Annotated in this window: 27 protein-coding genes; 13 read left to right on the top strand and 14 right to left on the bottom strand. The window is 67.6% G+C overall.

The features are described from left to right. Window positions 1-94 precede the first annotated feature (94 nt). The 4 genes from ADBZ6K_RS06075 to ADBZ6K_RS06060 are packed head-to-tail and all read left to right on the top strand — an operon-like array spanning window position 95 to window position 1,936. On the top strand, window positions 95-427 hold the full coding sequence (locus ADBZ6K_RS06075; RefSeq protein WP_526344982.1) for an ArsR/SmtB family transcription factor: 333 nt from the start codon (window positions 95-97) through the stop codon (window positions 425-427). Beyond that, window positions 424-861: an SRPBCC family protein gene (locus ADBZ6K_RS06070; RefSeq protein ID WP_526344981.1), complete on the top strand. Its 438-nt coding sequence runs from the start codon at window positions 424-426 to the stop codon at window positions 859-861. Before ADBZ6K_RS06075 ends, ADBZ6K_RS06070 begins: the two co-directional genes overlap by 4 nt. A 58-nt stretch (window positions 862-919) precedes the next feature. Then, window positions 920-1,702, top strand: a complete 783-nt coding sequence (locus ADBZ6K_RS06065; protein ID WP_526344980.1) for a molybdopterin-dependent oxidoreductase — start codon at window positions 920-922, stop codon at window positions 1,700-1,702. A gap of 39 nt (window positions 1,703-1,741) precedes the next feature. Next, complete coding sequence (locus ADBZ6K_RS06060) at window positions 1,742-1,936, top strand: hypothetical protein (RefSeq protein ID WP_526344979.1); 195 nt, start codon at window positions 1,742-1,744, stop codon at window positions 1,934-1,936. 64 nt (window positions 1,937-2,000) lie between these two features. Here ADBZ6K_RS06060 and ADBZ6K_RS06055 read toward each other — a convergent pair whose 3' ends face one another. The 4 genes from ADBZ6K_RS06055 to ADBZ6K_RS06040 are packed head-to-tail and all read right to left on the bottom strand — an operon-like array spanning window position 2,001 to window position 6,396. Further along, on the bottom strand, window positions 2,001-2,966 hold the full coding sequence (locus tag ADBZ6K_RS06055) for a TAXI family TRAP transporter solute-binding subunit (RefSeq protein ID WP_526344978.1): 966 nt from the start codon (window positions 2,964-2,966) through the stop codon (window positions 2,001-2,003). Further along, window positions 2,960-4,339, bottom strand: coding sequence for a sensor histidine kinase (locus ADBZ6K_RS06050; RefSeq protein WP_526344977.1), 1,380 nt, complete (start codon window positions 4,337-4,339; stop codon window positions 2,960-2,962). The genes ADBZ6K_RS06055 and ADBZ6K_RS06050 overlap by 7 nt, the downstream gene beginning before the upstream one ends. A 1-nt stretch (window position 4,340) precedes the next feature. Continuing rightward, window positions 4,341-5,006 carry a response regulator transcription factor gene (locus ADBZ6K_RS06045; protein WP_526344976.1) on the bottom strand — a complete coding sequence of 222 codons (666 nt, stop codon included), beginning with the start codon at window positions 5,004-5,006 and terminating at the stop codon, window positions 4,341-4,343. Window positions 5,007-5,016: 10 nt separating this feature from the next. After that, the gene (locus ADBZ6K_RS06040) at window positions 5,017-6,396 is read right to left on the bottom strand and encodes an MFS transporter (protein ID WP_526344975.1); all 1,380 of its coding nucleotides are present in this window, start codon (window positions 6,394-6,396) and stop codon (window positions 5,017-5,019) included. Between the two features lie 247 nt (window positions 6,397-6,643). On the opposite strand from ADBZ6K_RS06040, the gene ADBZ6K_RS06035 reads away from it, so the two are divergent. Both ADBZ6K_RS06035 and ADBZ6K_RS06030 read left to right on the top strand, forming a co-directional pair. Further along, on the top strand, window positions 6,644-7,621 hold the full coding sequence (locus ADBZ6K_RS06035; protein WP_526344974.1) for a GNAT family N-acetyltransferase: 978 nt from the start codon (window positions 6,644-6,646) through the stop codon (window positions 7,619-7,621). Window positions 7,622-7,729: 108 nt separating this feature from the next. Next, window positions 7,730-8,368, top strand: a complete 639-nt coding sequence (locus tag ADBZ6K_RS06030; RefSeq protein WP_526344973.1) for a maleylpyruvate isomerase family mycothiol-dependent enzyme — start codon at window positions 7,730-7,732, stop codon at window positions 8,366-8,368. Between the two features lie 25 nt (window positions 8,369-8,393). Here the strand turns inward: ADBZ6K_RS06030 and hslR are convergent, their stop codons facing one another. Further along, complete coding sequence (gene hslR / locus ADBZ6K_RS06025; protein WP_526344972.1) at window positions 8,394-8,771, bottom strand: Hsp15 family ribosome-associated heat shock protein; 378 nt, start codon at window positions 8,769-8,771, stop codon at window positions 8,394-8,396. A 173-nt stretch (window positions 8,772-8,944) separates the two neighbouring features. On the opposite strand from hslR, the gene ADBZ6K_RS06020 reads away from it, so the two are divergent. The 3 genes from ADBZ6K_RS06020 (at window position 8,945) to ADBZ6K_RS06010 (ending at window position 11,518) form a co-directional block, all read left to right on the top strand. Next, window positions 8,945-9,502 (top strand): DUF4334 domain-containing protein, encoded by a 558-nt coding sequence (locus tag ADBZ6K_RS06020; RefSeq protein ID WP_526344971.1) that lies wholly within the window; start codon window positions 8,945-8,947, stop codon window positions 9,500-9,502. A gap of 84 nt (window positions 9,503-9,586) precedes the next feature. Beyond that, the gene (locus ADBZ6K_RS06015) at window positions 9,587-11,167 is read left to right on the top strand and encodes an FAD-dependent monooxygenase (RefSeq protein WP_526344970.1); all 1,581 of its coding nucleotides are present in this window, start codon (window positions 9,587-9,589) and stop codon (window positions 11,165-11,167) included. A 63-nt stretch (window positions 11,168-11,230) separates the two neighbouring features. Continuing rightward, on the top strand, window positions 11,231-11,518 hold the full coding sequence (locus ADBZ6K_RS06010) for a putative quinol monooxygenase (protein WP_526344969.1): 288 nt from the start codon (window positions 11,231-11,233) through the stop codon (window positions 11,516-11,518). 18 nt (window positions 11,519-11,536) lie between these two features. Here the strand turns inward: ADBZ6K_RS06010 and ADBZ6K_RS06005 are convergent, their stop codons facing one another. After that, on the bottom strand, window positions 11,537-11,875 hold the full coding sequence (locus ADBZ6K_RS06005) for a hypothetical protein (RefSeq protein ID WP_526344968.1): 339 nt from the start codon (window positions 11,873-11,875) through the stop codon (window positions 11,537-11,539). A gap of 178 nt (window positions 11,876-12,053) precedes the next feature. Here ADBZ6K_RS06005 and ADBZ6K_RS06000 point away from each other — a divergent pair, with 178 nt between their 5' ends. Together ADBZ6K_RS06000 and ADBZ6K_RS05995 are read left to right on the top strand one after the other, a co-directional pair. Continuing rightward, window positions 12,054-12,677, top strand: a complete 624-nt coding sequence (locus ADBZ6K_RS06000; RefSeq protein WP_526344967.1) for a TetR/AcrR family transcriptional regulator — start codon at window positions 12,054-12,056, stop codon at window positions 12,675-12,677. A 26-nt stretch (window positions 12,678-12,703) separates the two neighbouring features. Continuing rightward, entirely contained in the window at window positions 12,704-13,090 is a 387-nt protein-coding gene (locus ADBZ6K_RS05995) for an NYN domain-containing protein (RefSeq protein ID WP_526344966.1), read from the top strand. 122 nt (window positions 13,091-13,212) lie between these two features. Here ADBZ6K_RS05995 and ADBZ6K_RS05990 read toward each other — a convergent pair whose 3' ends face one another. After that, complete coding sequence (locus ADBZ6K_RS05990) at window positions 13,213-14,193, bottom strand: EamA family transporter (RefSeq protein ID WP_526344965.1); 981 nt, start codon at window positions 14,191-14,193, stop codon at window positions 13,213-13,215. A gap of 68 nt (window positions 14,194-14,261) precedes the next feature. Between ADBZ6K_RS05990 and ADBZ6K_RS05985 the strand changes: the two genes are divergently transcribed. After that, the gene (locus tag ADBZ6K_RS05985; protein WP_526344964.1) at window positions 14,262-15,143 is read left to right on the top strand and encodes a LysR family transcriptional regulator; all 882 of its coding nucleotides are present in this window, start codon (window positions 14,262-14,264) and stop codon (window positions 15,141-15,143) included. A 7-nt stretch (window positions 15,144-15,150) separates the two neighbouring features. Here ADBZ6K_RS05985 and ADBZ6K_RS05980 read toward each other — a convergent pair whose 3' ends face one another. Continuing rightward, window positions 15,151-16,014 (bottom strand): cutinase family protein, encoded by an 864-nt coding sequence (locus ADBZ6K_RS05980; protein WP_526344963.1) that lies wholly within the window; start codon window positions 16,012-16,014, stop codon window positions 15,151-15,153. Window positions 16,015-16,122: 108 nt separating this feature from the next. Continuing rightward, window positions 16,123-17,412 carry a hydroxyacid-oxoacid transhydrogenase gene (locus tag ADBZ6K_RS05975; RefSeq protein WP_526344962.1) on the bottom strand — a complete coding sequence of 430 codons (1,290 nt, stop codon included), beginning with the start codon at window positions 17,410-17,412 and terminating at the stop codon, window positions 16,123-16,125. Between the two features lie 264 nt (window positions 17,413-17,676). Here ADBZ6K_RS05975 and ADBZ6K_RS05970 point away from each other — a divergent pair, with 264 nt between their 5' ends. Continuing rightward, window positions 17,677-18,282: a hypothetical protein gene (locus tag ADBZ6K_RS05970; RefSeq protein ID WP_526344961.1), complete on the top strand. Its 606-nt coding sequence runs from the start codon at window positions 17,677-17,679 to the stop codon at window positions 18,280-18,282. A 60-nt stretch (window positions 18,283-18,342) separates the two neighbouring features. Here ADBZ6K_RS05970 and ADBZ6K_RS05965 read toward each other — a convergent pair whose 3' ends face one another. From ADBZ6K_RS05965 to pip, 5 genes are all read right to left on the bottom strand, one after another. Further along, entirely contained in the window at window positions 18,343-19,098 is a 756-nt protein-coding gene (locus ADBZ6K_RS05965; protein ID WP_526344960.1) for a DUF6498-containing protein, read from the bottom strand. Between the two features lie 120 nt (window positions 19,099-19,218). Next, window positions 19,219-19,821 (bottom strand): FKBP-type peptidyl-prolyl cis-trans isomerase, encoded by a 603-nt coding sequence (locus ADBZ6K_RS05960; protein ID WP_526344959.1) that lies wholly within the window; start codon window positions 19,819-19,821, stop codon window positions 19,219-19,221. Between the two features lie 56 nt (window positions 19,822-19,877). Continuing rightward, a complete protein-coding gene (locus ADBZ6K_RS05955; protein WP_526344958.1) occupies window positions 19,878-20,492 on the bottom strand; it encodes a dihydrofolate reductase family protein in 615 nt (204 codons plus the stop codon). Between the two features lie 53 nt (window positions 20,493-20,545). After that, window positions 20,546-21,883: a PE-PPE domain-containing protein gene (locus tag ADBZ6K_RS05950; RefSeq protein ID WP_526344957.1), complete on the bottom strand. Its 1,338-nt coding sequence runs from the start codon at window positions 21,881-21,883 to the stop codon at window positions 20,546-20,548. A 97-nt stretch (window positions 21,884-21,980) separates the two neighbouring features. Continuing rightward, complete coding sequence (pip, locus tag ADBZ6K_RS05945) at window positions 21,981-22,934, bottom strand: prolyl aminopeptidase (RefSeq protein ID WP_526344956.1); 954 nt, start codon at window positions 22,932-22,934, stop codon at window positions 21,981-21,983. Window positions 22,935-22,978: the final 44 nt, after the last annotated feature.

Raw genomic sequence — 22,978 nt, 5'->3', positions numbered from 1 at the left:
CCGACACCTCACCATTTCCGGATAGCCAACGTTCAACATTTCAGTTGAATTACTGTTCTTCAGCACATCACGGCGGGCCGCTATAGTCAACAAAATGGTTGAAGATCAGGCGCTGGATCGGGCCTACGGCGCACTGGCCGATCCCACCCGCCGCCACCTGCTGCAGACACTGCGCCGGGGCGACGCCCGCATCACCGACCTCGCTGCCCCGCTCCCGATGACCTTCGCAGGCGTATCCCGCCATATCGGCGTGCTGGAATCAGCCGGCCTGGTGCGCCGTGAGGTGCGTGGCCGGGAGCACTGGCTGTCACTTCAGCCGGACGGTCTCTCGATGGCTCAGCAGTGGATCAACGAGCAGACCGACTTCTGGTCGACACGTGCCGACGCGCTCGCGGAGCGGCTGCGCAGGCAACGGCGGGACCGATGACCGAGTCTCCGATCGTTCGCCTGGAACGGATAATGCCCGCCGAGCCGGAGGTGGTTTTCGATCAATGGCTCGATCCGGAGTCGTTGGCGGAGTGGATGTGCCCCCGTCCGGTCCGATGCGTCGACATCACCGTCGAACCTCGTGTCGGTGGAATCGTCCGCTTCGACGTCGACGACTTGGGTACCAGTGTGCTGATCACCGGCCAGTTCCTGGCCGTCGATCGCCCGCGCCTGCTGCGCTTCACGTGGAGCAACTCGGACTGGATCGATCCGACCGTGGTCAGCATCGTCAACGTCGAGTTCACACCACTGGGCGACGACCAGACCATCATGTCTATCGAGCATTCCCTGCTGCCACCTGCGGATTTCGACAGTTTCAGCGAGGGATGGGCGCGCACCTGCGATCAGCTTGCGGAGTTCATGAGTCGCCAGTGATGTTCGAGCGAGACGTGATCTTGTTGCGAAATCCCGATAGGCGGGTACTCGCGACCCGATGACCGACCCACGGACCGACCCACGGACCGACCCACGGCTGAACCCGGCGGGCCCGTACAAGCGGGAACCACCGCCACCGCACGAGTTGCGCGATCGCCAGACGGCGACGTCCGACACGATCGTGTTGTGCCACTTCGGCGTTCCTGGACTGGACCGCGAGCGTTGGTCGTTGACGATCGACGGCCTGGTCGATCGGCCCGCCGAGCTGAGTTTCGATCGGCTGCTGGCCTTTCCGAAAGCCGAGGTGCGCGCCGTCCACCAATGCTGCGGCAGCCCGTTCGAGCCGTTCCGTCCGATGCGGCGGGTGGCCAACGTTCGATGGGCGGGCGCTCGGCTCGCCGACATCCTCGAGCAGTGCCTGCCGCGGGAGACGGCGAAGTTCGTGTGGTCGTTCGGTGCCGACTCCGGGCAGTTCGGCGGTGTCTCGGGGTATCCCTACGCCAAGGATCTGCCGTTGGATCGGATCGACGCCGATGTGCTGGTCGCCTACGAACTGAACGGTGCGGCGCTGCCCGCGGAGCACGGCTATCCCGCACGGCTCGTGGTCCCGGGCTTCTACGGCACCAACAGCGTCAAGTGGCTCTGCCGAATCACTTTGGCCGATCGCCGCGCCGAAGGCCCGTTCACAACCAAATGGTATGCCGACCCGCAGGTCGACCAGCAGGGGCGGCCGACGGGCCGGACCACACCGGTCTGGTCCATCGCACCTGAGGCGCTGATCGTCGCGCCGGCCGCCGCGAGCGTCGTCGAACTCGGTGCGCCCCAGCAGGTGTGGGGGTAAACATGGGCCGACGGCGGCGTGTCCGGGGTCGACGTCCGCGTGGCGGAACAACCGTGGCGGCAGGCCCAGGTGGAGCCGTCCACCGGCTGGCAGTGGCAGCGGTTCTGGCTCGACTGGATCCCGCAGCATCGCGGCGCCGTCGAGTTGTCCGCTCGAGCGGTGGCTGATGGCGTCGGTCAACCGCTGTCGGGCCGGCGCAACGCCGTCCACCGGGTCTCCGTCACGGTGACTTGATCGGCATTGCCCCGACGCGGGACTCCTTGCGGATTACGCAGATTCGAACCGTTGACCGGCGCCCTCAGCCGTGCAGTCCGCGGAAGGCCTGCACGGCGGCCGGGTCCAGGGGGATCAGGCCGGTCTGGATCATCGACGGCGCGTCGAGGTATTGCAGCCCCCTGACGTTGGGAGGCACCAGGTGTGGCGCCGCGGTGACCAGGACCTCCACCACGGCGGAGACGAGGTCCGCAGCGATGTCGTTTCGGCACAACAGCAGGTTCGGTACGCCGAGCGAGCGAGTTCCGCGCGGCACGTAGTCGCCCGAAGGAACCCGCCGCACCACGTACGGATAGCCGGCTAGGTCGCTCATCGGAACCGCGAGCGCCCCGATGTCGAGCATTCGCAGGGACAGCCGCGTGTCCAATTCGGCGATGGCCGGTGTGGGGACGCCGCCCGACCACACGATCGCATCCAAGCTGTTGTCGGCGAGGCCGGCCAGACCGTCGCGCAGCCGATAGCGGACGATGTCCACGCGACCGCGCAGGCCGGCCGCCTCGAACAGCACCTCACTGGTCATCGCGCCACCCGATCCGGCTGGGCCGATAGACACACGACGGCCTTCGAGATCTGAGAGGCGTTGCACCGCACCGGAATCATGGACAATCACCTGCAGATAGTTCTCGTACACCCGGGCCACAGCCAGCGGCGCGGTTGCCGGCGGCCCAGTGGCGCGGTCCCGTTCCGCGACGTCCGCAAGGGACAGACCCATATCGGCTTCACCGACCCGCAGCCGGGCCAGGTTCTCGACGGTGCCCTCGGTGGGGAGCACGTCCACGGCGAGTCCGGGATGGCTGGCCTCGATCTGTGTGGCGAGGACCTTCGCAAAGGCCAGATACATGCCGCCAGGATCACCGGCCGCCAGCCGTATCCGGCCGTCGGTTCCGTTGCGCACGCATCCGCAGGCGACCACCGCGGCCGCGGCGATGAACGCCCGCCTGCTGATGACGTGCGGGGACCCGATCGGAGTCGTCGACCTGCTGTTCAGCATGCCGATTCACCTGCCACTGGGAGGCGGAACCGGACCATCAGCCCACCCTCGGCGGCCTGCTCGAGGCCGATCGTCCCGCCGTGACCCTCGGCGATCTCGGCGGCGATGGCCAGCCCAAGTCCGGTTCCGGTGCCGTCGTCGTGCCGCCGCCAGAATCGCGTTGCAGCCCTTGCCAAGTCCTCGGCGGGCAGGCCGGGGCCGGTGTCGCTGACGGTGAGGTCGACGGTTTCATCGGATCCGCTGGCCGCCACGGTGACGGTCGCGCCGCGCCCGGCGTAGCGCAGCGCATTGTCCAGCGCGACGTCGAGCAACTGCTCCACGTCATGGCGTGCCAGCTGCACCGGCGGGCAAGGCGACGAACGATGCTGCAAGCGCTGGAGGTTGCGGTCGGCGACGGGCTGCCAGAACGCGATGCGCTCGGCGATGACGTCGCCGGTGTCGGTCGACTCGGACACCGCGGAGGACAGGCCCACCCTGCGGCTGCCGCTGACCTGTTCGGCGCGTGCCAGCCGAAGCAACTGCTGCAGCAGGTTCTCGAACCGGTCCAGCTCGGCGCTCAGCGACCCATAGGTCGGTCGACCGGCCTCCACCACATAGTCCTCGAGGGTGTCGGCACGCAGCCGGACGGCGGCGAGTGGATTGCGCAGTTGATGCGACGCATCGGCGACCAGGCGCCGCTGACGGTCCAGGGACGCCCGAACCACCTGTGCCATCGTATTGAAGGCCGACGTGAAATGGCGCAACTCCGGCGGCCCGGCCACATCCGCGGGCGGTCCTGCGATTCCCTCGGTCATCTCGGCGACAGCGCGTTCCAGCCCGTTGAGCGGGCGCAGGACCCACCGCGTCAGCGCGCGGGCGACCACCGCCGCGACGACCAGCAGACCAAGACAGCCGATCGCAACCGCCAGCCAACCGGTCGCGATGTCACGCGCCGCCACGGAGTTGTCCACTGCCAGAACGACCGCTCCCTCCAGCTCTCCGTCGCGGCGTACACCGGCGGCGGCAAGGAGACGGTTGCTGTCCCAGGGCAGAATCCGATCCCACGGCGACGCGGCCGCATCGACCAGGGCCTGGTTCGCCGCCGACGCGACGCCGGGTTCGGTGATGTCGAGTCCCCGCGTCGCGAGCGTCTGGCCATCGGTGTCGATGATCAGCACACCCTCGCCGTACACCTCGTAATAGCGGTCCACCAAACGCTGCAGGGGTACGTCCGGTGTGGCTGCCGCGGCAGCCAGCGCGGCCAGCTGCCGATCCCGCTCGGCGGCGAGCGCGGCGGTCCGGCGATCCGCCAACGTCAGCGCCAACGGTACGGCGAGAGCCACCACGGCGAGCAACGACAGAATGACGAGGACGACGCGAACCCGAAGGCCCATATCAGGCGTCCAGCCGAAAACCGAAGCCGCGCACCGTCTGTAGCGGGAGCCCGGCGAGTTTGGCCCTGATCTGGCCGATGAAGAAGTCCAGCGATCGGGACCGGCCGACAACGGCGGTGCCCCACACCTCCAGCATGAGCTCCTCGCGACTGACCGCCTCACCTTGCCGGGCCGCCAGTGTGGCAAGGATCTGATACTCGGTCCTCGTCAGTGCCTGCGGGGCGCCCGCGAGCGTGACCTCGCGGCGCTCGCGGTCGATCGTCACGGGTCCGGCGACGACCGGCCCTGCCGGTGCCGCGGTGTCACCGACGGTGCGGCGCATGCGTCGCATGACGGCGTCAATGCGGGCCAGTAGCACCGCTTTTCGGACCGGCTTGACCAGATAGTCGTCGGCTCCGGCGCGCAGTCCCAGCACGACGGCGCCGTCGCTGTCTCTGGCCGTCATGATGATCACCGGCACCGCCGAGGCGCGCCGCAGCGTGCGCAGCACGTCCAGGCCGTCCATATCCGGCAAGCCCAGGTCCAACAGCACCAGGTCGCAGCCCTTGACGCGGTGCAGGGCGTCGGCGCCGCGGCCGGCCCGGACTACCGCCGCGCCGGCGTGGCCGAGAAGTTCGGCCAACGCCGCCGCGACCCCCTCGTCGTCCTCGACTAGCAGCACTTGCATGGCGCTGATGCTAAGAACCCGGTGCAGAAACTTCCGTGGTATTGACCAGTTCACGCTCGCTGGAGCGCAGCTCGCGCGTCTCGCGCTCCAGGTGGGAGCGGCGCGACGATTCGCCCATGAACACATAGACCAGGAGCGAAATCAGCGCGCAACCAGCCACATAGAAGAAGAACCAGCTCTCGTGACCGATGTTCTTCAGCCCCAGCGCAACGTATTCGGTGGTACCGCCGAAAATCGCCACGGTCAGCGCATACGGCAGCCCGACGCCCAGGGCCCGGATCCTGGCGGGGAACAGCTCGGCCTTCACCACCGCGTTGATCGATGTGTATCCCGACACGATGATCAGGCCGATCAACATCAGACCGAATGCGGACAGGGCGGAGTCTGCGCGCGACACCGCGGTCAGCAGCGGCACGGTGCACACCGTCGCGGCGATCCCGAAGCCTATGAGCAGCGGCCGGCGGCCGATGCGATCCGACAGCGCCCCGAACAGCGGCTGCAGGCCGACGAAGATCAGCAGCGCGACGAAGTTGATCCAGGTCACCTGCTCCTTGGGCAGGCCCGTCGTGTTGATCATGAACTTCTGCATGTAGGTGGTGAAGGTGTAGAACGCGATGGTGCCGCCGAGGGTCAGGCCCACGACCGTCAGGCATTCCCGCGGATGTTCGAGCAGGGTCCGCAGGCTGCCGCGTTCGTTATCCGCGGCATTCTCGCTGACGGCCAGGCGATAGTTCTCCGATTCGTCCATGGTCCGCCGCAGCCACATGACGGTGACGGCGGCCGCCGCCCCGATGACGAACGCGATCCGCCACCCCCAGTCGTGCATCTGCTCGGCGGTGAGGATGTGCTGCAGCACGATCTGCACCCCGAGCGCCAGCAGCTGCCCGCTGGTCAACGTCACGTACTGGAACGAGGAGTAGAACCCGCGCCGGTGCGGCGTGGCGACCTCGCTCAGGTACGTCGCAGACGTTCCGTACTCGCCGCCCAGGGACAACCCCTGCAGCAGCCGGGCGGCGACCAACAGCAGCGGTGCCAGCGCCCCGATCTGTGCATAGCCCGGCAGGACCGCAATACCCAGCGACCCGATCCCCATCAGGGTCACCGACAACGTCAGCGCGGCGCGGCGCCCGTACCGGTCGGCGTACCGGCCGAACATCCACCCGCCAAGCGGGCGGACAAGAAAGCCGACAGCGAAGATCCCGGCCGTGTTCAACAGCTGCGCGGTCTGATCGCCCGCGGGGAAGAAGACGCTGGCGAAGTAGATGCTGAACGCCGCGTAGGCATACCAGTCGTACCACTCGATCAGATTGCCCAGCGATCCGCGGATCACGTTGCCCGCCACCGATCGTGACCCTTGCACGCCGCCCGGCGGCAGCTGCTGTTCTCCCATGGCCCCTCCTGTTTCCTGTAGGTTCCGCCATGATGTGACGGCGGCCATACCCGGCGAAAGGAAAGGTCCCGCGGCAGCGCCTTTCCTCGCACGATCCACAGATTCACGCGTGGTCGGGTGCGCGACCTCCCGAATGATCGCGACCTCCCGAATGATCCGAATGATGTTGTGCGACAGGGGATGGTGGGCAGCGATCGGCGCGGATAATTCAGATGACTCGATGACGGCCGAGACGTATCTTCTAGCTGTGGGGGAAACGACGTGGCCAGCGGGGTGCGAAGCGCGAGCAATCGACATCGCCGACGTCGAGGCCTGGGCGGAAATGCTGGCCGCAAACGAGAAGACCGATCAGGTGGGAATGAGCTACAGCCAGCAGGACCTGATCGATGAGTTGAACGGCCCGAATCTGGACCGGGCGGCCGATACGCTCGGGCTGTGGGCCGACGACCGGATGGTCGGATATGCCATGCTCCTCACCGGCAAAGACGTACTCGATGTGGACCGGATCGAGGCCGCGGGTGGGGTTCATCCGGAGTGGCGGCGGCGCGGTCTGGGCAGCGCGTTGATGCCCTGGCTGATCCAGCGCGCCACCGATCTGCACGCCCAGAATCACCCGGATACCCCGGGTGAGATCCACGACAGCGCGATCAGCACGAACATCGGCGCGGACCGGCTGCTGCGGAAGTTCGGCTTCGAAGAATGCCGGTACTTCTTCGACATGAAGCGTTGGCTGACCGACGACGTGCCCCAGATGCCCCTCGCCGATGGGATGCTCATGGTGCCGTTCGACACGTCGATGGACGAGGCACTGCGGGCAGCCCACAACGAGGCGTTTCTCGATCATTGGGCCTTCACGCCCCAGGATGCGGCCAGCTGGAAAGCCTGGTGCACCGGTAATCGCGCGTTCCGCAATGACCTGTCCCGCCTGGTGCTGGACGGGGACACGATCGCCGCCTACGTGCTCGGGTTCGAGTGGGAGGCCGACACCGAGGCCACCGGAATCCGCGAGCTCTACGTCGGCTATGTGGGCACCCTGCGCGCCTATCGTGGTCGCGGGCTGGCCAGGGCGGCGCTGGCGACGGTGATGCGACGCGGAGCTCACGACGGGTATCAGCGCGCCGGGCTCGGCGTGGACGCCGCCAGCCCGACCGGCGCGCTCGCGCTCTATGAAAGCCTTGGTTTCTCGGTGCACAGCAAATCGGTCACCTACCGCTTGCCGCTCTGACGGGCGGGTGCGACCCCGATCCCGGGCGTGAGGAGTTCGCGACGATGAGTCATCACGTCAACACAGGTCTGCATATCGACGCCGCTCAGAAGAACAGGAGTAGTCCCCGTGGATGTCGATTCGCAACAGGTGTGGCCGGTGGTGCACGCGGAACGCAGCAGGCTCGTCGACGACCTGCGGGGGGTGCCGCAGGACGCCTGGTCGACGCCGTCGCTGTGTCCGGGGTGGACCGTCCATGATGTCCTCGCTCACCTGCTGGACACCGCGAAGACCTCCCGAATCGACTTCATCCGACGGATGATCCTCGCGCGCTTCGACTTCGACGGCGACAACGACATCGGGATCGCCCGGGAGAAGCGGGATGACCCCGCTGCCACCCTCACAGCGATGCAGGATGCGGTTCCCCTGACCAAGACACCACCCGCACCCAGGGCGACGCGTCTGGTGGAGGCATTCGTCCATGGCGAGGACATCCGCCGTCCTCTGGCGATCGCGGCCGACTACCCGCTCGACGCGGTCGCAGCGGCTCTGATGCACCAGGCCAAGACATCCGTTGCGATGGGTGGCGGACGCCAACGGGTCGCGGGTCTGCGTCTTGTCGCGACGGATTCCGGGTTCGAACTCGGCGACGGCATCGCGGTCACGGGTCGCGTGATCGATCTGTTGCTGGCCGCCTCGGGCCGACCGTTGACCGACGGTTCCCTCGACGGTCCGGGCGCCGCACGATTGACCGCCTCTGCCGGTTAATCCCTTGCGCGACAACGTCTAAGGGTCACCGTTGACTCGCTCGCCATCTGTCCAGCATCCGGCGGTCCCGCTTGGTCGGACGGCCAGCGCCGCGATCGCGGACGGCGATCGCAACGAAGGGGGTTTCCGGCGGCGCCGGCGTTCGATCGAGATAGCAGGTCACGGCATCGGCCGCCCCGACGCGCTTCTGGATCACGCGCACCACCTCGACGATCCGATCCCGCTCACCGACGCGGGCGCGCACCTCATCGCCGGGGGAGACCATGGTCGCCGGCTTCGCGGGCCGGTCGTTGACCCGCACATGCCCGCCCCTACACGCCGCCGCAGCGTCCGGCCGGGTCTTCGTCAGCCGGACGGCCCACAGCCACTGATCCACCCGGGTCGAGTCCACGCCACCCATCATGACCCACCCACGCCCGCGCCACCCACCCACCACATCACCCACGCCGCCCGCGCGACCCCACCCCTTCCCACGCCGAAATCTGCGTGGCGGGTGTGCCCATCGCGGTCCACCGACCACATCGCAGAAATCGGCGGACGGCTACGGGTTGACACCTGTCAAGTAACATCGGGGTCATGCGTGTGCACGACGTGCTGGATCCGGTGCCGACGACAACCGCCGAGGCCCTGGCCGCCTTCGACGACGCTCCCCAGGTCGATCCGGACTTCATGATGGGAACTTGGAACGGCGCCGAATTGCCCACCTCGCATCCATTGGACGGAATGCTCGCGGCCTCAGGTTGGTGGGGCAAACAGTTCATCGATGCCGAGAACGTACACCCGCTGCTGTTCCCCGCCGGGGACGGCGCCGCACTGTGGGCGATGAATCCTGCGCTCGCGTTCGGCGGCCTGAAAGCGGTGACGGGGCTGCCGATACTCGGGCGCACGAGCTCATACCGGCGCCCGATCGCCGCTCTGCAGCCGGTGCTGCGGACGAAGGCGCCGAAGGCCCGGCTGCGCACCATGCGCTATCGCGGAATCGATTCCGCGACAATGATCTACGACCAGTTGCCCATCAACGACGTGTTCCGGCGGCTCTCCGACGACGCGGTCATCGGGGCGATGGACATGCGGGGATGGATTCGCCCATATTTCTTCGTCCTGCGGCGCGACGATTCGATGCCGGTCCGCTGATGCGGCTCCTCACTTTCAACATATAGCGCACCGGGGGGCTTGCGGCAAGACCCGGGCCATGCCGCAAAATCGCTGGCCGAAGCCATGACTCACGAGACCCGGGGGTGTGAAGTGCAGTTGTCGTCGGCGGCGGACAGGACGAGTCGAGGAGTGGGCCCGCGATCCCGCCACGCGGTGGCGGTGGCCGGCGGAGGCCCTACCGGGCTGATGTTGGCGGGCGAACTGGCGCTGGCGGGGGTCGACGTCGCCGTCCTCGAGCGACGCGCGGACCGAGCCTTGATCGGTGCACGTGCGGGCGGTCTGCACTCCCGCACGATCGAAGTGTTCGATCAGCGCGGAATCGCCGATCGATTCCTGTCGCGAGGACAGGTCGCCCAGGTAACCGGATTCGCCCAGATCCGGCTGGACATCAGTGGTTTTCCCACCAGGCACCCGTACGGGCTGGCGCTGTGGCAGGAAGGGATCGAACGCATCCTCGCCGACTGGGTCGAGGAGTTGGGAGTCCCGATCTATCGCGGGCATGAGGTGATAAGTACCGCCCAAGACGACACCGGCGTCGACGTCGAGGTCTCCGACGGGCACGTCCTGCGGGCCGAGTATCTCGTCGGGTGCGACGGTGGACGCAGCGTGATCCGCAAGGCGGCCGGTATCGAGTTCGCGGGTTGGGATCCGACGACAAGCTACCTGCTCGCCGAAGCCCGACTGGACCCCCGGTCAACCGACGATGGTTCGGGTACCGGCCGGGCACCGGAGTACGGCATCCGCCACGACGCGCTCGGCGTCCACGCGCTGAGTCCAACGGAGACCGGGGGAGCGGTCCGCATCATGGTCACCGAACGGCACATCGGTCCGGCGACCCAACCCACCCTGCGCGACCTGGCCGAGGGCCTCGTCGCCGTGTACGGCACGGACTACGGAATCCACAGTCCCACTTGGATTTCCAGGTTCACCGACGCGGCACGGCAGGCCGTCGCCTACCGCGACGGACGGATTCTGCTGGCCGGCGACGCCGCGCATGTGCACCACCCGGTGGGCGGGCAGGGCCTCAACACCGGAGTGCAGGATGCGGTGAACCTGGGATGGAAGCTGGCTCAGGTGGTCAAGCAGACCTCATCGGCCGATCTCCTGGACACCTACCACGCCGAGCGGCATCCGGTCGGTGCGCGCGTGCTGCGCAATGCCATGGCACAGATGGCGCTCCTGCGCCCGGATGCCCGCTCCAGGGCGGCGCTCGACACGGTCTCCGAACTGCTGTGCATGGACGAACCGCGTGAGCGGTTTGCCGCGATGATGTCCGGCCTCGGCATCCACTACGACCTCGGGCAGGGGCACCCGTTGCTCGGCCGCCGCATACCCGACCTCGACCTGCTCACCGTCAACGGGCCGCTGCGGCTGTTCATGCTGCTACACGCTGCCCGGCCACTACTGCTCAACTTCGGCGAGCCGGGCCGAATCGACATCGCGCCCTGGAGCGATCGCATTCATGTGGTGGATGCCGAATATGTTGGCGCATGGGAACTTCCTGCAATCGGAGCGGTTTCCGCCCCGCGGGCGGTGTTGGTTCGGCCCGACGGGTATGTCGCCTGGGTGGGAGATATGCGCGACGCCGGGCTGACCGACGCCCTCGCCACCTGGTTCGGGAACCCGATGAGTCGTGCGCGCTGACCGGGTCTGCACCGTTGCAGCGAGCCCTCCCCGGAAGGGGGCGCCCCCGAAAGGAGAATGCCCATGGTCATCGTCGCCGGACACATCACCGTCGATCCCCAGCAGCGCGATTCCTACCTCGCGGGCTGCATAAGCCCGGTCGCTCAGGCCCGCCGCGCGGCGGGCTGTCTCGACTTCTCCGTCGCGGCCGATCTACTCGATCCAGGCCGCATCAATATCTTCGAACGGTGGGAATCACAGGCAGCCGTTGACGCCTTCCGCGGCAGCGGCCCGGACGACCAGAGCTCCGCGATCCTCTCGGCATCGGTCGCCGAGTACGACGTCGCGCAACTACGGCCACTGACCGGGTAGAAGGCACCGGCCCGCCGCTCAGGAGGCGAGCTTGAACGTCGGCAGTTGGAACACCCCGCGCGGCCCGACGTTCGTCGGCGGTGTGTCGGGGACCTGCTGCAGCACACCCGACGACGGGACCTTGAGGGTCTCCGGGTCGATGCACGCGCCGTTTCGGATGACGCCTCCGGCGTGTTCGCAGCAGTAGTCGGTCGGCATGTTGCGGTTCATGCACGATTCGAAGTCGCTGTCCTTGTAGTCGGCGCTCGCGACGGCGATGCTGCCGAAGACGCTCACGCCGATGAGGGCGGTCGCCGAGATGACGGTGGCGGGCAGCAGCCGGTGCCAGCGAATCGCGGGGGTGGTGTTACGTGTCATGTCATGTCCTGTCGTGGTTGGGGTGGAGTCGCTGAAGAAGAATTGTGGTGCGCTACAAGCGCTTCGGTAATCGTCGCCGAGGCCAGGTTTCACGCCGGAACCGGAAGGGTTTCCTATCCGTCGGGTAAGGACCTGTTACGTGACCTTGACCAGAGAAATTCACGCTATGATGAAACACATGGCAAGGAAGCCCCTGACGCCGGGGCCGCGCGATGAACGAGGCGTGCTGCAGGCCCAGATACTGCAGCAGGCACGGCAACAGTTCGCAGCCAACGGGTGGGCCGGCACCACGATCCGCGCCATCGCCCGCGCCGCCGACGTCGACCCCGCGCTGGTGTATCACTACTTCGGCTCCAAGGACGCATTGCTGGACGCGGCAACCAATCCACCACAGAAATGGCTGGATTCCGTGGTCGCGGCCTGGGCGACCCCACGCCCCGAACTGGGCGAGCAGCTGGTGCGAAACGTGCTCGCCGCGTGGACCGATGACGAGATCGGACCGGTCCTGCGGGCCACCTTGCTGACCGCGGCGCACGACGAGCGAGTGCGGGAGAAAGTGCGGCTGGTCGTCGAGCGCAGCCTCATCGGGGAATCCACGCTGGGCACCGACGAAACCGACAGGCTACGGCGCAGCGGCTTGATCGCCAGCCAACTGATCGGCTTCGCCATGCTTAGGTACGTCTGGAGGATCGAACCCGTCGCATCCATGACCGAGGACGAGGCGGTGTCGGCGATCGGCCCGACCATTCAGCGCTACATCGACGCCGACCTGGCAACGGCCGCCCACGGCGGCACCGAATAGCGACCGCGAGCACGTAGCGTTGGCCGATGCGCTGGATCGTCGACGGCATGAACGTGATCGGTACGCGCCCCGATGGCTGGTGGAAGGACCGCCGCCGGGCGATGGCCAGGCTGGTGGACCAGCTTGAGCGCTGGGCGTCGGCAGAGGACCAGGATGTGGCAGTGGTGTTCGAGCAGCCGCCATCGCCGCCGATTCGCTCGACCGTGGTCGAGATCGGATATGCGCCCAGGGCGGCGGCCAACTCCGCCGACGATGAGATCGTCCGGCTGGTCCGTGCCGCCGATCGACCCCAGGACATCATCGTCGTGACATCGGACACCGCATTGGCCGATCGCACCCGAACTGCGGGGGCCGACGCTTATCCCGCTACGACCTTCCGCAACCTCATCGACCCGCGACACCAATCCGACTGAGTCGACGAAAGTTGCTCGTAGGCAACGAGATGCGGTTGGCCAAGGCCCCTCGGACGGCGACGGGCGACGACCCTGCTCATTTCGGCTACGACGGCACCTTCGGGTCCAGTCGCTCCAGGCCTTCACGCCGCCGGGCGGTCGACGTTGTCTGGCGTCGTGCGGCGCGGCACCCGCTGACCGCGACGCGCAGGGATCACCCGCGACCCCGTGTTCTGGGCCAGCGGTGATCGGGTTGCACGCGGCCGGGTAGTCAGCACCGCACCGACATTGGCCATCACGATCACGCCGATCGCGATCCAATCGGCCAGCCCGAGCACTTCCGAAAGCACCGCGGCGCCGATGGCCGCGGCGAACACCGGGTTGAGGCTCATGACAATCCCGAAGAAGTAGGTGGGCACCCGGCGTAGCGCACCGAGATCGGCGATGAACGGCACGACCGAGGCGAGCACACCCGCGACGGCTCCCAGCGCCAGGGCGGCGGGCGTCACCGGGTGTGCGATCAGGGTGACGATCCCAATCGGGACGTATACCAGCGCCGACAGCAATCCGGCCGCCGCCGAGCCCTCGACACCGGTGAAACGTTCCCCGACAATCCGGTTGAGCAGGATGTAGCCCGCCCAGCACGTGGCGGCCACCAACGCGATGCCGATGCCGACGTAATCCGAAGTGGGCTGCGGGCGGGTGAGGATCAGTACGCCCGCGGCGGCGAAGACCATGCAGGCGATGGTGGCGCGGCGCTGCGCACCGGCCGGCGTGGCCGCCATGGCGCCCGCAAGCGCGACGGTCAGCGGTCCCAGGAATTCCAGTGTGATCGCAAGGCCAAGTCCGATTCGATCGATCGCCACGTAGACCGCGAGATTCATGGCGCCGAACACCGCGGCGAGCGCGATCACCGGCGTCCACTGCGCTCGACTGAATGCCCACAGCCGGGGACGGCCGACCACCAGCAGGATGATCCCCGCCACCCACTGCCGGATAGCCACCACGCCGACCGGTCCGAGGACGGGGAAGGCCATCGTGCCGACGGCGGCACCCGTCTGGCTCGACAGGGCGCTGCCCAGCATGAGCGCGACGCCTGCAACGCGGCCACGGTGTGTGTTCATGCGGCCAGAATGACAGTCGCTCACCAATTCGTAAAATGCATATTAGAGACCATTGATACGATCAGCGCATGGACGTGGAGCTGCGGCATCTACGCTGTCTGGCCGCCGTGGTCGACCACGGCGGGTTCACCGGGGCGGCGGCCGAACTGGGGGTGTCCCAGCCGGCCGTGTCTCGCGGAATCGCGGCGCTCGAACGGGCGCTCGGGGTGCGCCTGCTGCGGCGGACCAGCCGGGAGGTCGGGCTCACAGCAGCAGGGGAGCGGGTGCTGGCGCGGGCGCGCCGCGTGATCACCGACGTAGACGATCTGGTCCGTGACGCGCGGGTGGGATCAGCGACGCTGCGAGTCGGTCACGCCTGGGGCGCCATCGGCGCCTACACGGTGGAGTTTCAGCGCGAGTGGGCGACGCGGCATCCCGATATCGAGCTGCACCTGGTGCGGACGAACTCACCCACCGGGGGACTGGCCGAACGGGCCTGCGACGTCGCCGTCGTCCGCACCTCCGGTGACAGCCCGACGTTGCTCGACCGACGGTTCGAGAGCGTGGTCGTCGGACTGGAATCCCGCTACTGCGCGGTCGCCATCGATGATCCGTTGGCGAGGCGCCGTCAGCTGCGTCTGGCCGACCTCGCCGACCGTGTGCTGGCGGTGGATCCGCGCACCGGTACCACCACACCGGATCTGTGGCCGCCAGGCAACCGGCCCGACTTCGAGGAGATCCACGAACTCGACGACTGGCTCGACCTGATTGCCGCCGGCCGGTGCGTCGGCGTGACGGCCGAGAGCACTACGACGCAATACCGCAGACAGGGTGTCATCTTCCGTCCCCTGCGTGACGCGCCGCCGGTGCCGGTCCACTTGTTCTGGTGGCGCGACGACATTCACCCGGCGGCATCGCACGTGATCGGCCTGCTCGCCGAGCTATACCGTTCGCCGGCACGCTCCCGCTGACCGGAGCTCAGACGACAGGGGCGGCGGGCGCCGGGGGGGCACTGGCGGGGCCGGGCGCCGCAATCACAGGACCCGGCGGTGGTCCCAGCTGCGCTCCGGGATTCGGCCACTCGGTCAGATGTACGGCGGTCGGCGGCGGGGGCGCGGGCAGGTGAACCGCGGTGGGCGGCGGCGTCGGGCCATCCGCGGCCCAGCTCGTCTCGAGCGCGACTGCCGCGAACGTCGCTCCCTCGTCGACCAGGCCGGCGTCGAAGTACTGGTTGTGCGCCCCGAAACTCCGGCCTTTCGGGTCGCACACGAGGTCGTCGGTGATGCACAGATCCACGGTTTTCGCGACGTACTGCGGCCCGATGGTGACGGTGGGGTCGTTGATGGCGCGCATGAACCGTGCCGACGGCTTACCGAAGAGGGCGACGGCGGCGACATGGTCGGCGATATCCGGGGGGAGCGGCGTCGGGACGGTGGCAGGGTCCAGTCCGTCGGGAACCGCGTTGGTGGTGACGAATCCCATCACCGCCGCGCCCTGCGAGAATCCCCCGAGGACCATCTTCGTGTCGGGGCAGGTCGCCGCGGTGGCCAGAATGTGTGCCCGCGCGTCAGCGATCCCGTCCACCGCGGTAGCAAAATCGAGGGTCGCAGGGTAATCGACGGCGTATACCCCGACCGACTTCGCGTCGACCTTTGTGCGCAGTGCATCGATGAACGCGGTGCCGGTGGGGCCAGGCCCGGGCTGCTCAGTGGTCCCGCGGGCGAAGATCACCTCCGCGTCAGGGCAGCCGACGGCCTGCGCCGTGGAGGCTGCCACGGTAGGCAGGACCGCGGTTGCCGCGGCCGCTGTGCCGATCGCGGCAACAACTCGCCAGGAACTCACGACGTCATGCTGGCACATCGCCGTGCCGGAAGAGCCGTGCAGCCAGAATGCTTTCACCGAAGCCTCAATGAATACTTAAGGAAGCTGCCGTTCCGGGCACTGACTGCGCTACCACAACTCCATCGAGCGGGTGAACACCTCGGCGAGGTCATCCTCGGTCACCGGTTTGGGACAGGTGGCGAGGAGCCGCTGCTGTTTCATCGCGCCGCCGACGAGATCCGGAACGTCGCCGTCGCCGTAGCCGACGGCGCCCACACCGTTGGGCATGTCGATATCGCGCATCAGGTCGATGAGCGCCGCGGGAAGCTGTTCGGCGGGGTCCGCGGAGGTTTCGGCGTCGGGTGCCAGCAACTGCGCCGCGCGCAGGTGCCGCTCGGGCGCCGCGTCGAACGTGAAGCGGAATGCCTCCGGAGCCGTCAATGCCACCGACATGCCGTGCGGCACCATCGGTTCATCGGACCGGTAGTCCTTCGGGTGATAAGTCTTGACCCGGCCGGCGATCGGATAGCCGTTGGCGTGCGGGATGTGCACACCCGCATTGCCGAATCCGAGACCGGCGAAGGTGGCGGCCAGTGCCATATCGGTACGTGCCGCCATGTCATCACCGTCGCGCACGGCGGCCCGAAACGACGTCGCCAACAACGCCAGGGCCTTCTCCGACCACATGTCGGCGATCGGGTTGGATCCGCAGTAGGGCACCCGCTGCTCCGGGCGTTTGCGCTCGTAAGACGTGTACCAGCGCGCGGTATAGCTCTCCAGGGCGTGGCACAGGATGTCCATGCCCGACGAGGCGGTCACCCCTGCCGGCTGCGACAGCGTCAGGGTGGGATCGATGACGGCCAGCGTGGGCCGAAGCCGCGGATGACTGATTCCGGTCTTCACCTGTAGAGACAACACGTCGAGGACACACACGGTGGTGCTTTCCGCACCCGTTCCGGTGGTGGTGGGTACCGCGACGAGCGGCAGAAGCCGATTGACCGGTGTCGCCCCTTTCCCGACCGGCACATTGATGTAATCCATCAGTTCGCCCGGATTGGTCAGCATCAGGTTGATCGCCTTGCTGGTGTCGATGCTCGACCCGCCGCCGACGGCGATCAACGCATCCCACGGTCCGCCGTCACGGGCGTAGGCGATGGCCGACTCCATGCTGGCGTCGGTGGGCTCGATGTGAACCCCGGCGAATACGTGCGCTTCCACGCCGAACTGGCCCAGCTGGTCGGCGATGCGCTGTGGGGCCCCGGTTGCAGCGACGCCCTCATCGGTCACCAGCAGCACACGGCGCGCGCCGAACTGACTCAGATCGAAGCCGATCTCGGCGGCGGCGCCCGGACCGAACTTCATCTGCGGTGCCGCGTAGGTGAAGATCGCTTCGGGATTCGCCGGTAGTGTCGCGGCCATCTCGGGCTCCTGGGGGTTGTGGCGGGCCAGAGCCGGCGGAGTCGCTGCAGTGCCGTCCGCATGACCTGAGCATTGCCCCTGACTTCTCAGTGATAGCACGCGGCCTGCTCAGCGCCGCACGCCGCGGTAGTGGGGGGGTCGTTGCCTGGCTGTGCAGCCAGCTTCCGGTAACTCGTCAAACGACGGCCGTCTGTGCGACGATGCCACTACGCTCGGCTCCCCATCGGGGGCTCATGCGGGCGGACAGAGAGGACCAGCGGACTTATGGCCGAAGGGCACCGCGCAGCGAAGTGCACGATCGCAGGGCTGGCCGTCGCGCTCGGGACGCTGGCTGCGGCCGGGCACGCCGCCGCGCAGCCCGCCCCGCCCGGCCCCCCGCCGCTGCCGCCGGATCCCGCGCTCGCCGCTCCCGGATCCGTGGTGCTCCTGCCGCCCGAGGCACCGCCTGCGCCGCCCGCGCCACCACCGGTAGGGCCGCCGCAGGTGCCCGGGGTCGCGAATCCGGTCTACGGGTCCGGCCAGTACGGCTCTGGTGCACTCGGCTCGCTCCGCGATCTGTGGCATCAGGCCCGGGACCCGTACGGGTTCGCAGGCGCCGTCGGGCAACCCGGTCCTGCCTCCGCGCCGCCGCCCGGCGCAGGCCCTCCGCCACCCCTTCCGCCCGGATACGTGTCGGTGAACGCTCCGGGCTCGGAGACGGCCGCGGCGCCGCAGGATCCCGCACTGGGGCCACCGCTGCCGGAGGGTTACCACTCGTTGGACGGGCCCCCGCCGCCCGGGTATGAGTTCACGACGCCCGAGGGGCCGGCTCCGCTTGCAGTGCCCCCGGGTCCGGTTCCGCCGACGCTGCCGCCCGCACCGACGCCGTAGCGCACGTCGCGCCGGCCCGTCCAGTGGCTTGTCAGTGGCTTGTCAGTGGCTTGTCAGTGGCTAGAACTCTTCGAATCGCTTGCCAGGGTGCACGTTGGGGACGCGATTCATGATGCGGCTGAGCCACTTCGGCGGTTCGGCCGGCTCCCACTGCGGCAGCGCGACGCTCAGTGCCGACATGCTCTTGAGGACGACGAAGACCCCGAACAGGGCGCCGGGTGCGTCGGTGAGCGCCAGCCCGAAGAACCCGAATATCAGCGTGAGATGTATGACGACGACGCGACTGAGTGCACGCTGAGTGGTCTGCTCGATGTCCAGAAATGACCACCGGCGCAGAGTGAGCAGGTCCGTGACGAAGTCGAGCGCCAGAAACAACAGAACGCTCAGGCAGCCGAATCCGACACTGCGCCAGCTGAATCCGACACTGCGCCAATTGACGTCGATGACGCCGCTCTCGCCGTTGTGATGCAGCACGAACACGATGGCGCCGAGAAACAGGCCGTGCGCGGCACAGAACACCAGGCTCGTCACGGCGAACCCGGTGATGAACCTGGAGGTCTGCACGCCGCGGCCACCGGCGCTCGGCGCGTTGTACCTGAAGTGCCCGCGCCGCGGCGACCAGCGCTGATGGATGGCTATGCGCGCGATGATGAACAGGCACGCAGCCAACGTCTCGAACCAGTACACCGCCAACGTCGTGGGCCCCGACCAGTCCGCGAAGAACCATCCCGCCGCAGGCACCGCTATCACGCCCAACAGCGAAAGGACATGAACCACCCGGGTAACGGCGGTTGAGCCCGCGGGGGGTTGACGCACGGGCAACATCGTCGCACTGCCACGACGGTTCATCCATCGCAGCCGCCCGACCTCGCCCGGCGTAACGCCAGGGCGCGCATCCGGCCGATCTGGCGCCCCCACGTTACTTCGGACGGCGGCTCAGCTCGAGGCGCCGAGGATCTTGATCGCGAAGATCAGCGTGTCGCCCTTCTGGATACCGGCGGCGGGCTGACCGTCGGGGTAGCCATCGGCAGAGGTCATCGCCACAGCAACCGTCGATCCGACCGTCTGCCCTGCGATGGCCTTCTGGAAGCCAGGTACGACTCCGTCGAGCGGGAACTCGACGGGGGCGCCCCGCTCGTAGCTGTTGTCGAATACCGTGCCGTCACGCCCGTTGACACCCATGTAGCAGACCGAAACCGTGGCGGTTTCGGCGACGACCGGTCCGTCACCGGGCTGCAGCGTGTGTACCTGGGTCTCGGGCACGCTGAACGGGCCGTCCACTTCGACCAGCGGCGCCGCCGTATCCGTGGACCCGGTTACCGCGACGCTGCCGGTGGTCCCGGCCAGCGTCCACTCGGGCGCAGCATCGTCGCTCGGAGCTGCCGTTGGGCACCCGCTGGTCGCCGTTGCGGTTTCGGTGGGCGAAGGTGGGCTTGCCGATGACGATCCCGTATTGGAGCCGCACGCGCCGAGAGTCAGGACGAGCGATCCGACGCACGCCGCGAGGGCGGCCGAAGCTGAAACACGAGAAGAGTGCACGTGGTCACGCTACAGCCGCACGACGAGGACACCGGCGCCCGGACCGACCGGGCCCCTCAGGTCACGACGCGGTAGCGCAGGTGAGCGACGCCCGGTGCCTCGAGCACCCGGACCAGTTCGAGTTGTGGTTGCCCGGATTCGAAATCGTCGAACAGCCGCTCACCGGAGCCGAGGAGCACCGGGTTGACCTGCAGGTCGATCTCGTCGACGACGCCCGCCTTGATCGCCTGACGGGCGCACGAGGCGCCGCCGGCGATGGAGATGTCCAGCTCGCCCGCGGCGGCGCGTGCCTGCTGGTAGGCCGACTCGATGCCGTCGGTGACGAAGTGGAAGGTGGTGCCGCCCTGCATCTCGATCGGCTCGTGCGGGTAGTGGGTCAGCACGAACACGGGGCAGTGGTAGGGCGGCTCGTCACCCCACCACCCGCGCCAGTCGCCGTCCCCCCAGTCTCCACGGATGGGTCCGAACATGTTGCGGCCCATGATGGTTGCGCCCATCCCATCCATCATGTCCGAGACCACCCGCCGGTTGACCGGGTGGTCCTTGTCGGATCCGATATGCCATCCGTGAAGCAGGAGACCGCCGACGCCGAGCGGGTGCTCCTCGCTTTGGTGCGGGCCGGCCACGAAGCCGTCGGCCGAGATCGACATGGACAGGTTTGTTCTTGGCACCGCTACCTCCTGATTAGCTGCCACCACAGGTGGACTGGGGCGGACCGGAGAACTCATCGGCCGTGGCGCGGCGTGAGCCCCTTCGTTGTGGTATTCCGCCTGGGTGTGCCGCGGGTGCCGGGATCGCCGCCCGGGGTCCGCGACGACGGACTCCTGTCGGCCGATGACGGCGCGCCGGGCCCATCGCCGCGGACTTTGCGATTCGAAGTAATTCTGGTCGGCGTCCTCGCCACGTGCTTGGCCGTGTCGGTGCCTGGCGCAGTGATCGAGTCAGCCACGCCACGTGCACTATTCACGTCACGGACAAGTGTGGCGTGGGCGCTGGCGCTGCCTTCGGCACTGGTGACCGCGGCCGACGGGGTGGGTTCGACGCGTGCCGGCACGTGTGACCCAGATGGTGCTGTCAGGCCGTCAATGCGTCCGTGTGAGAAGTACGGTCCGGCGTCCGGGGTCAGCCTCGAGTAGCCGGCGTCAACGATCGGTTTGACGGACGAGTTCAGCGTGTCGACGATTTGTGTTGGGACACCGAGCTGTTCGAGCGGCTTGACTAGCGGCACCGTCGTTGACGGGATCATGTAGGTGGTGGTCGTCCCACCCGAGGTGCTGGTCACACTCGAGAGCACAACCGTGTCAGCCGGCACGGCCAGCGCAGCGCCGTCGTGGAAGTAGATCGTGCCGAATAGCGAGTTTACGAGGGCGAGCAGGTTCCATGGCCGGTCAGGTGGATCAGCCCAGGCGTCGTACTGGTGGAAGACGACGCTGACGTCGTATTGGCTGTCAGCGAGGTCCTGCCTCGTGTAATCGACCAACGGCACTGTGGCGCCCGCAGGTAGGTAGATGTCGAGCAGGCCGAGTTCGGGATTCGAGAACAGGACGAATGACAGCAGCTCGGGTGGGGGAGCGTCGCGGTCGGTCGCCAGATGAGCCAACTCGCGGTTGATGACCAGGGCTCCCTCAGACAGGCCGGCGATCACCACCGGTTCACCATCGGAGGCCGCGTTCTTGATCTGATCATCGAGCGAAGCGCGGCCCATGGCGACCGCATCATCGACTCCCGGCGCGGCCAGGCTCCCGCTCACCAGACCCATACTGGCGGGGTACTTCACCACCTGAGCGGCACTGCCCGGAAACCAGTTTTCTCCGATCATGTGGTTGAGCAGGTCGTACCCCTCGAGAATGGAGAGCGGCTGCCCGGTTTCTTCGGGGGTGCCGACAAGGTAGAGCCGACCGACGGGCAGCTCGGCGACGATGTTCGGGTAGTACAGCGGCCCTCCGCCCCCGACCGTGATCCGCATCTGGGCCTGCGCGGACGGAAGCGTATCGGACCCGATCGCAATCAGCGCGCAGGCCAATCCCGCAATCACCGCCACTGACAGCAGTCGCGTCCCCATCAGGCACCCTAGCTTCTGTTTGCCGGCTTTGTACCGCGAACCTGCGTTCGACGCCGAATGGCCGGCCCAGGCATCAGCCCACGTCGCTTCCTGGCCCCTACGACGTGGCTGGGCTCAACCGCGCGATCGCGTCCGCGATGGCTTCTCCCATCGCGGGACTGCCGGTGTGGCCGGAGTCCTCGATGACCTTGAGCTCGGCATCGGGCCATGCTTGCGCCAGTTCCCACGCGGTATGCAGCGGTGCGGAGAGATCGAGTCGACCGTGGATGAGCACACCGGGAATACCTTTGAGCTGGTGCGCATTTCGTAGAAGTTGGCCGTCCTCGAGCCATCCGGCGTGCGCGAAATAGTGCGTGCATATCCGCACGAAGGCCAGCTTGGCCGCATGAGGTTTCGCGCTGTACTGACCGGGGCTGCCTAGAGATTCGTGTGCGATTGCGGCGTCTTCCCATGCACACCAGTCGTTGGCGGCCCGTTCCCGCACCGCCGAGTCGGGATTCTCCATCAGCCGCCGATAGGCCTCCACGAGGTTGCCGTCTCGACTGTCCGCCGGCGCCCCCGCACGGAAACGCTGCCACTCCACCGGCAGGAACAGACGGAGACCGCGGTAGAGCCAGTCGATTTCGTGTGGCCGCGTCATCGTGACGCCGACCAGCACGATGCCGGATACCCGCTCCGGATGCCGTTGAGCATAGGCCAGGATCAGGGTGGACGCCCACGAGCCGCCGTACAGTAGCCACCGGTCGACGCCGAGGTGGCGGCGCAGCGCCTCCATGTCGGTCAGGAGATATTCCGTGGTGTTGTAGGCCATGCTGGTCGTCGGATCGGCTGCGCTGGGCACGCTGTTGCCGCACCCGCGCTGATCGAACAGGACGACGTGGAACAGGTCCGGGTCGAACGATGTGTGGGCGTTGCGGGATCTGCCGCTGCCGGGTCCGCCGTGCACGATCAGAACGGGTCGGCCCGCGGGGTTACCCGTGGTCTCCCAGTACACCTGGTTGCCATCGCCCACATCGAGCATCCCGCCGTTGTTCACGTTCACCTCCGGCACGGCCTCAAACCACATCCGCTCAAAGCAGTGGTGGTCACCGTACG

This window comes from Mycobacterium sp., assembly GCF_044223235.1.
In the GTDB taxonomy this organism is placed as follows: domain Bacteria; phylum Actinomycetota; class Actinomycetes; order Mycobacteriales; family Mycobacteriaceae; genus Mycobacterium.
Note: the sequence above shows the minus strand (reverse complement) of the source record. Positions and strands in the feature narration are given on the sequence as shown.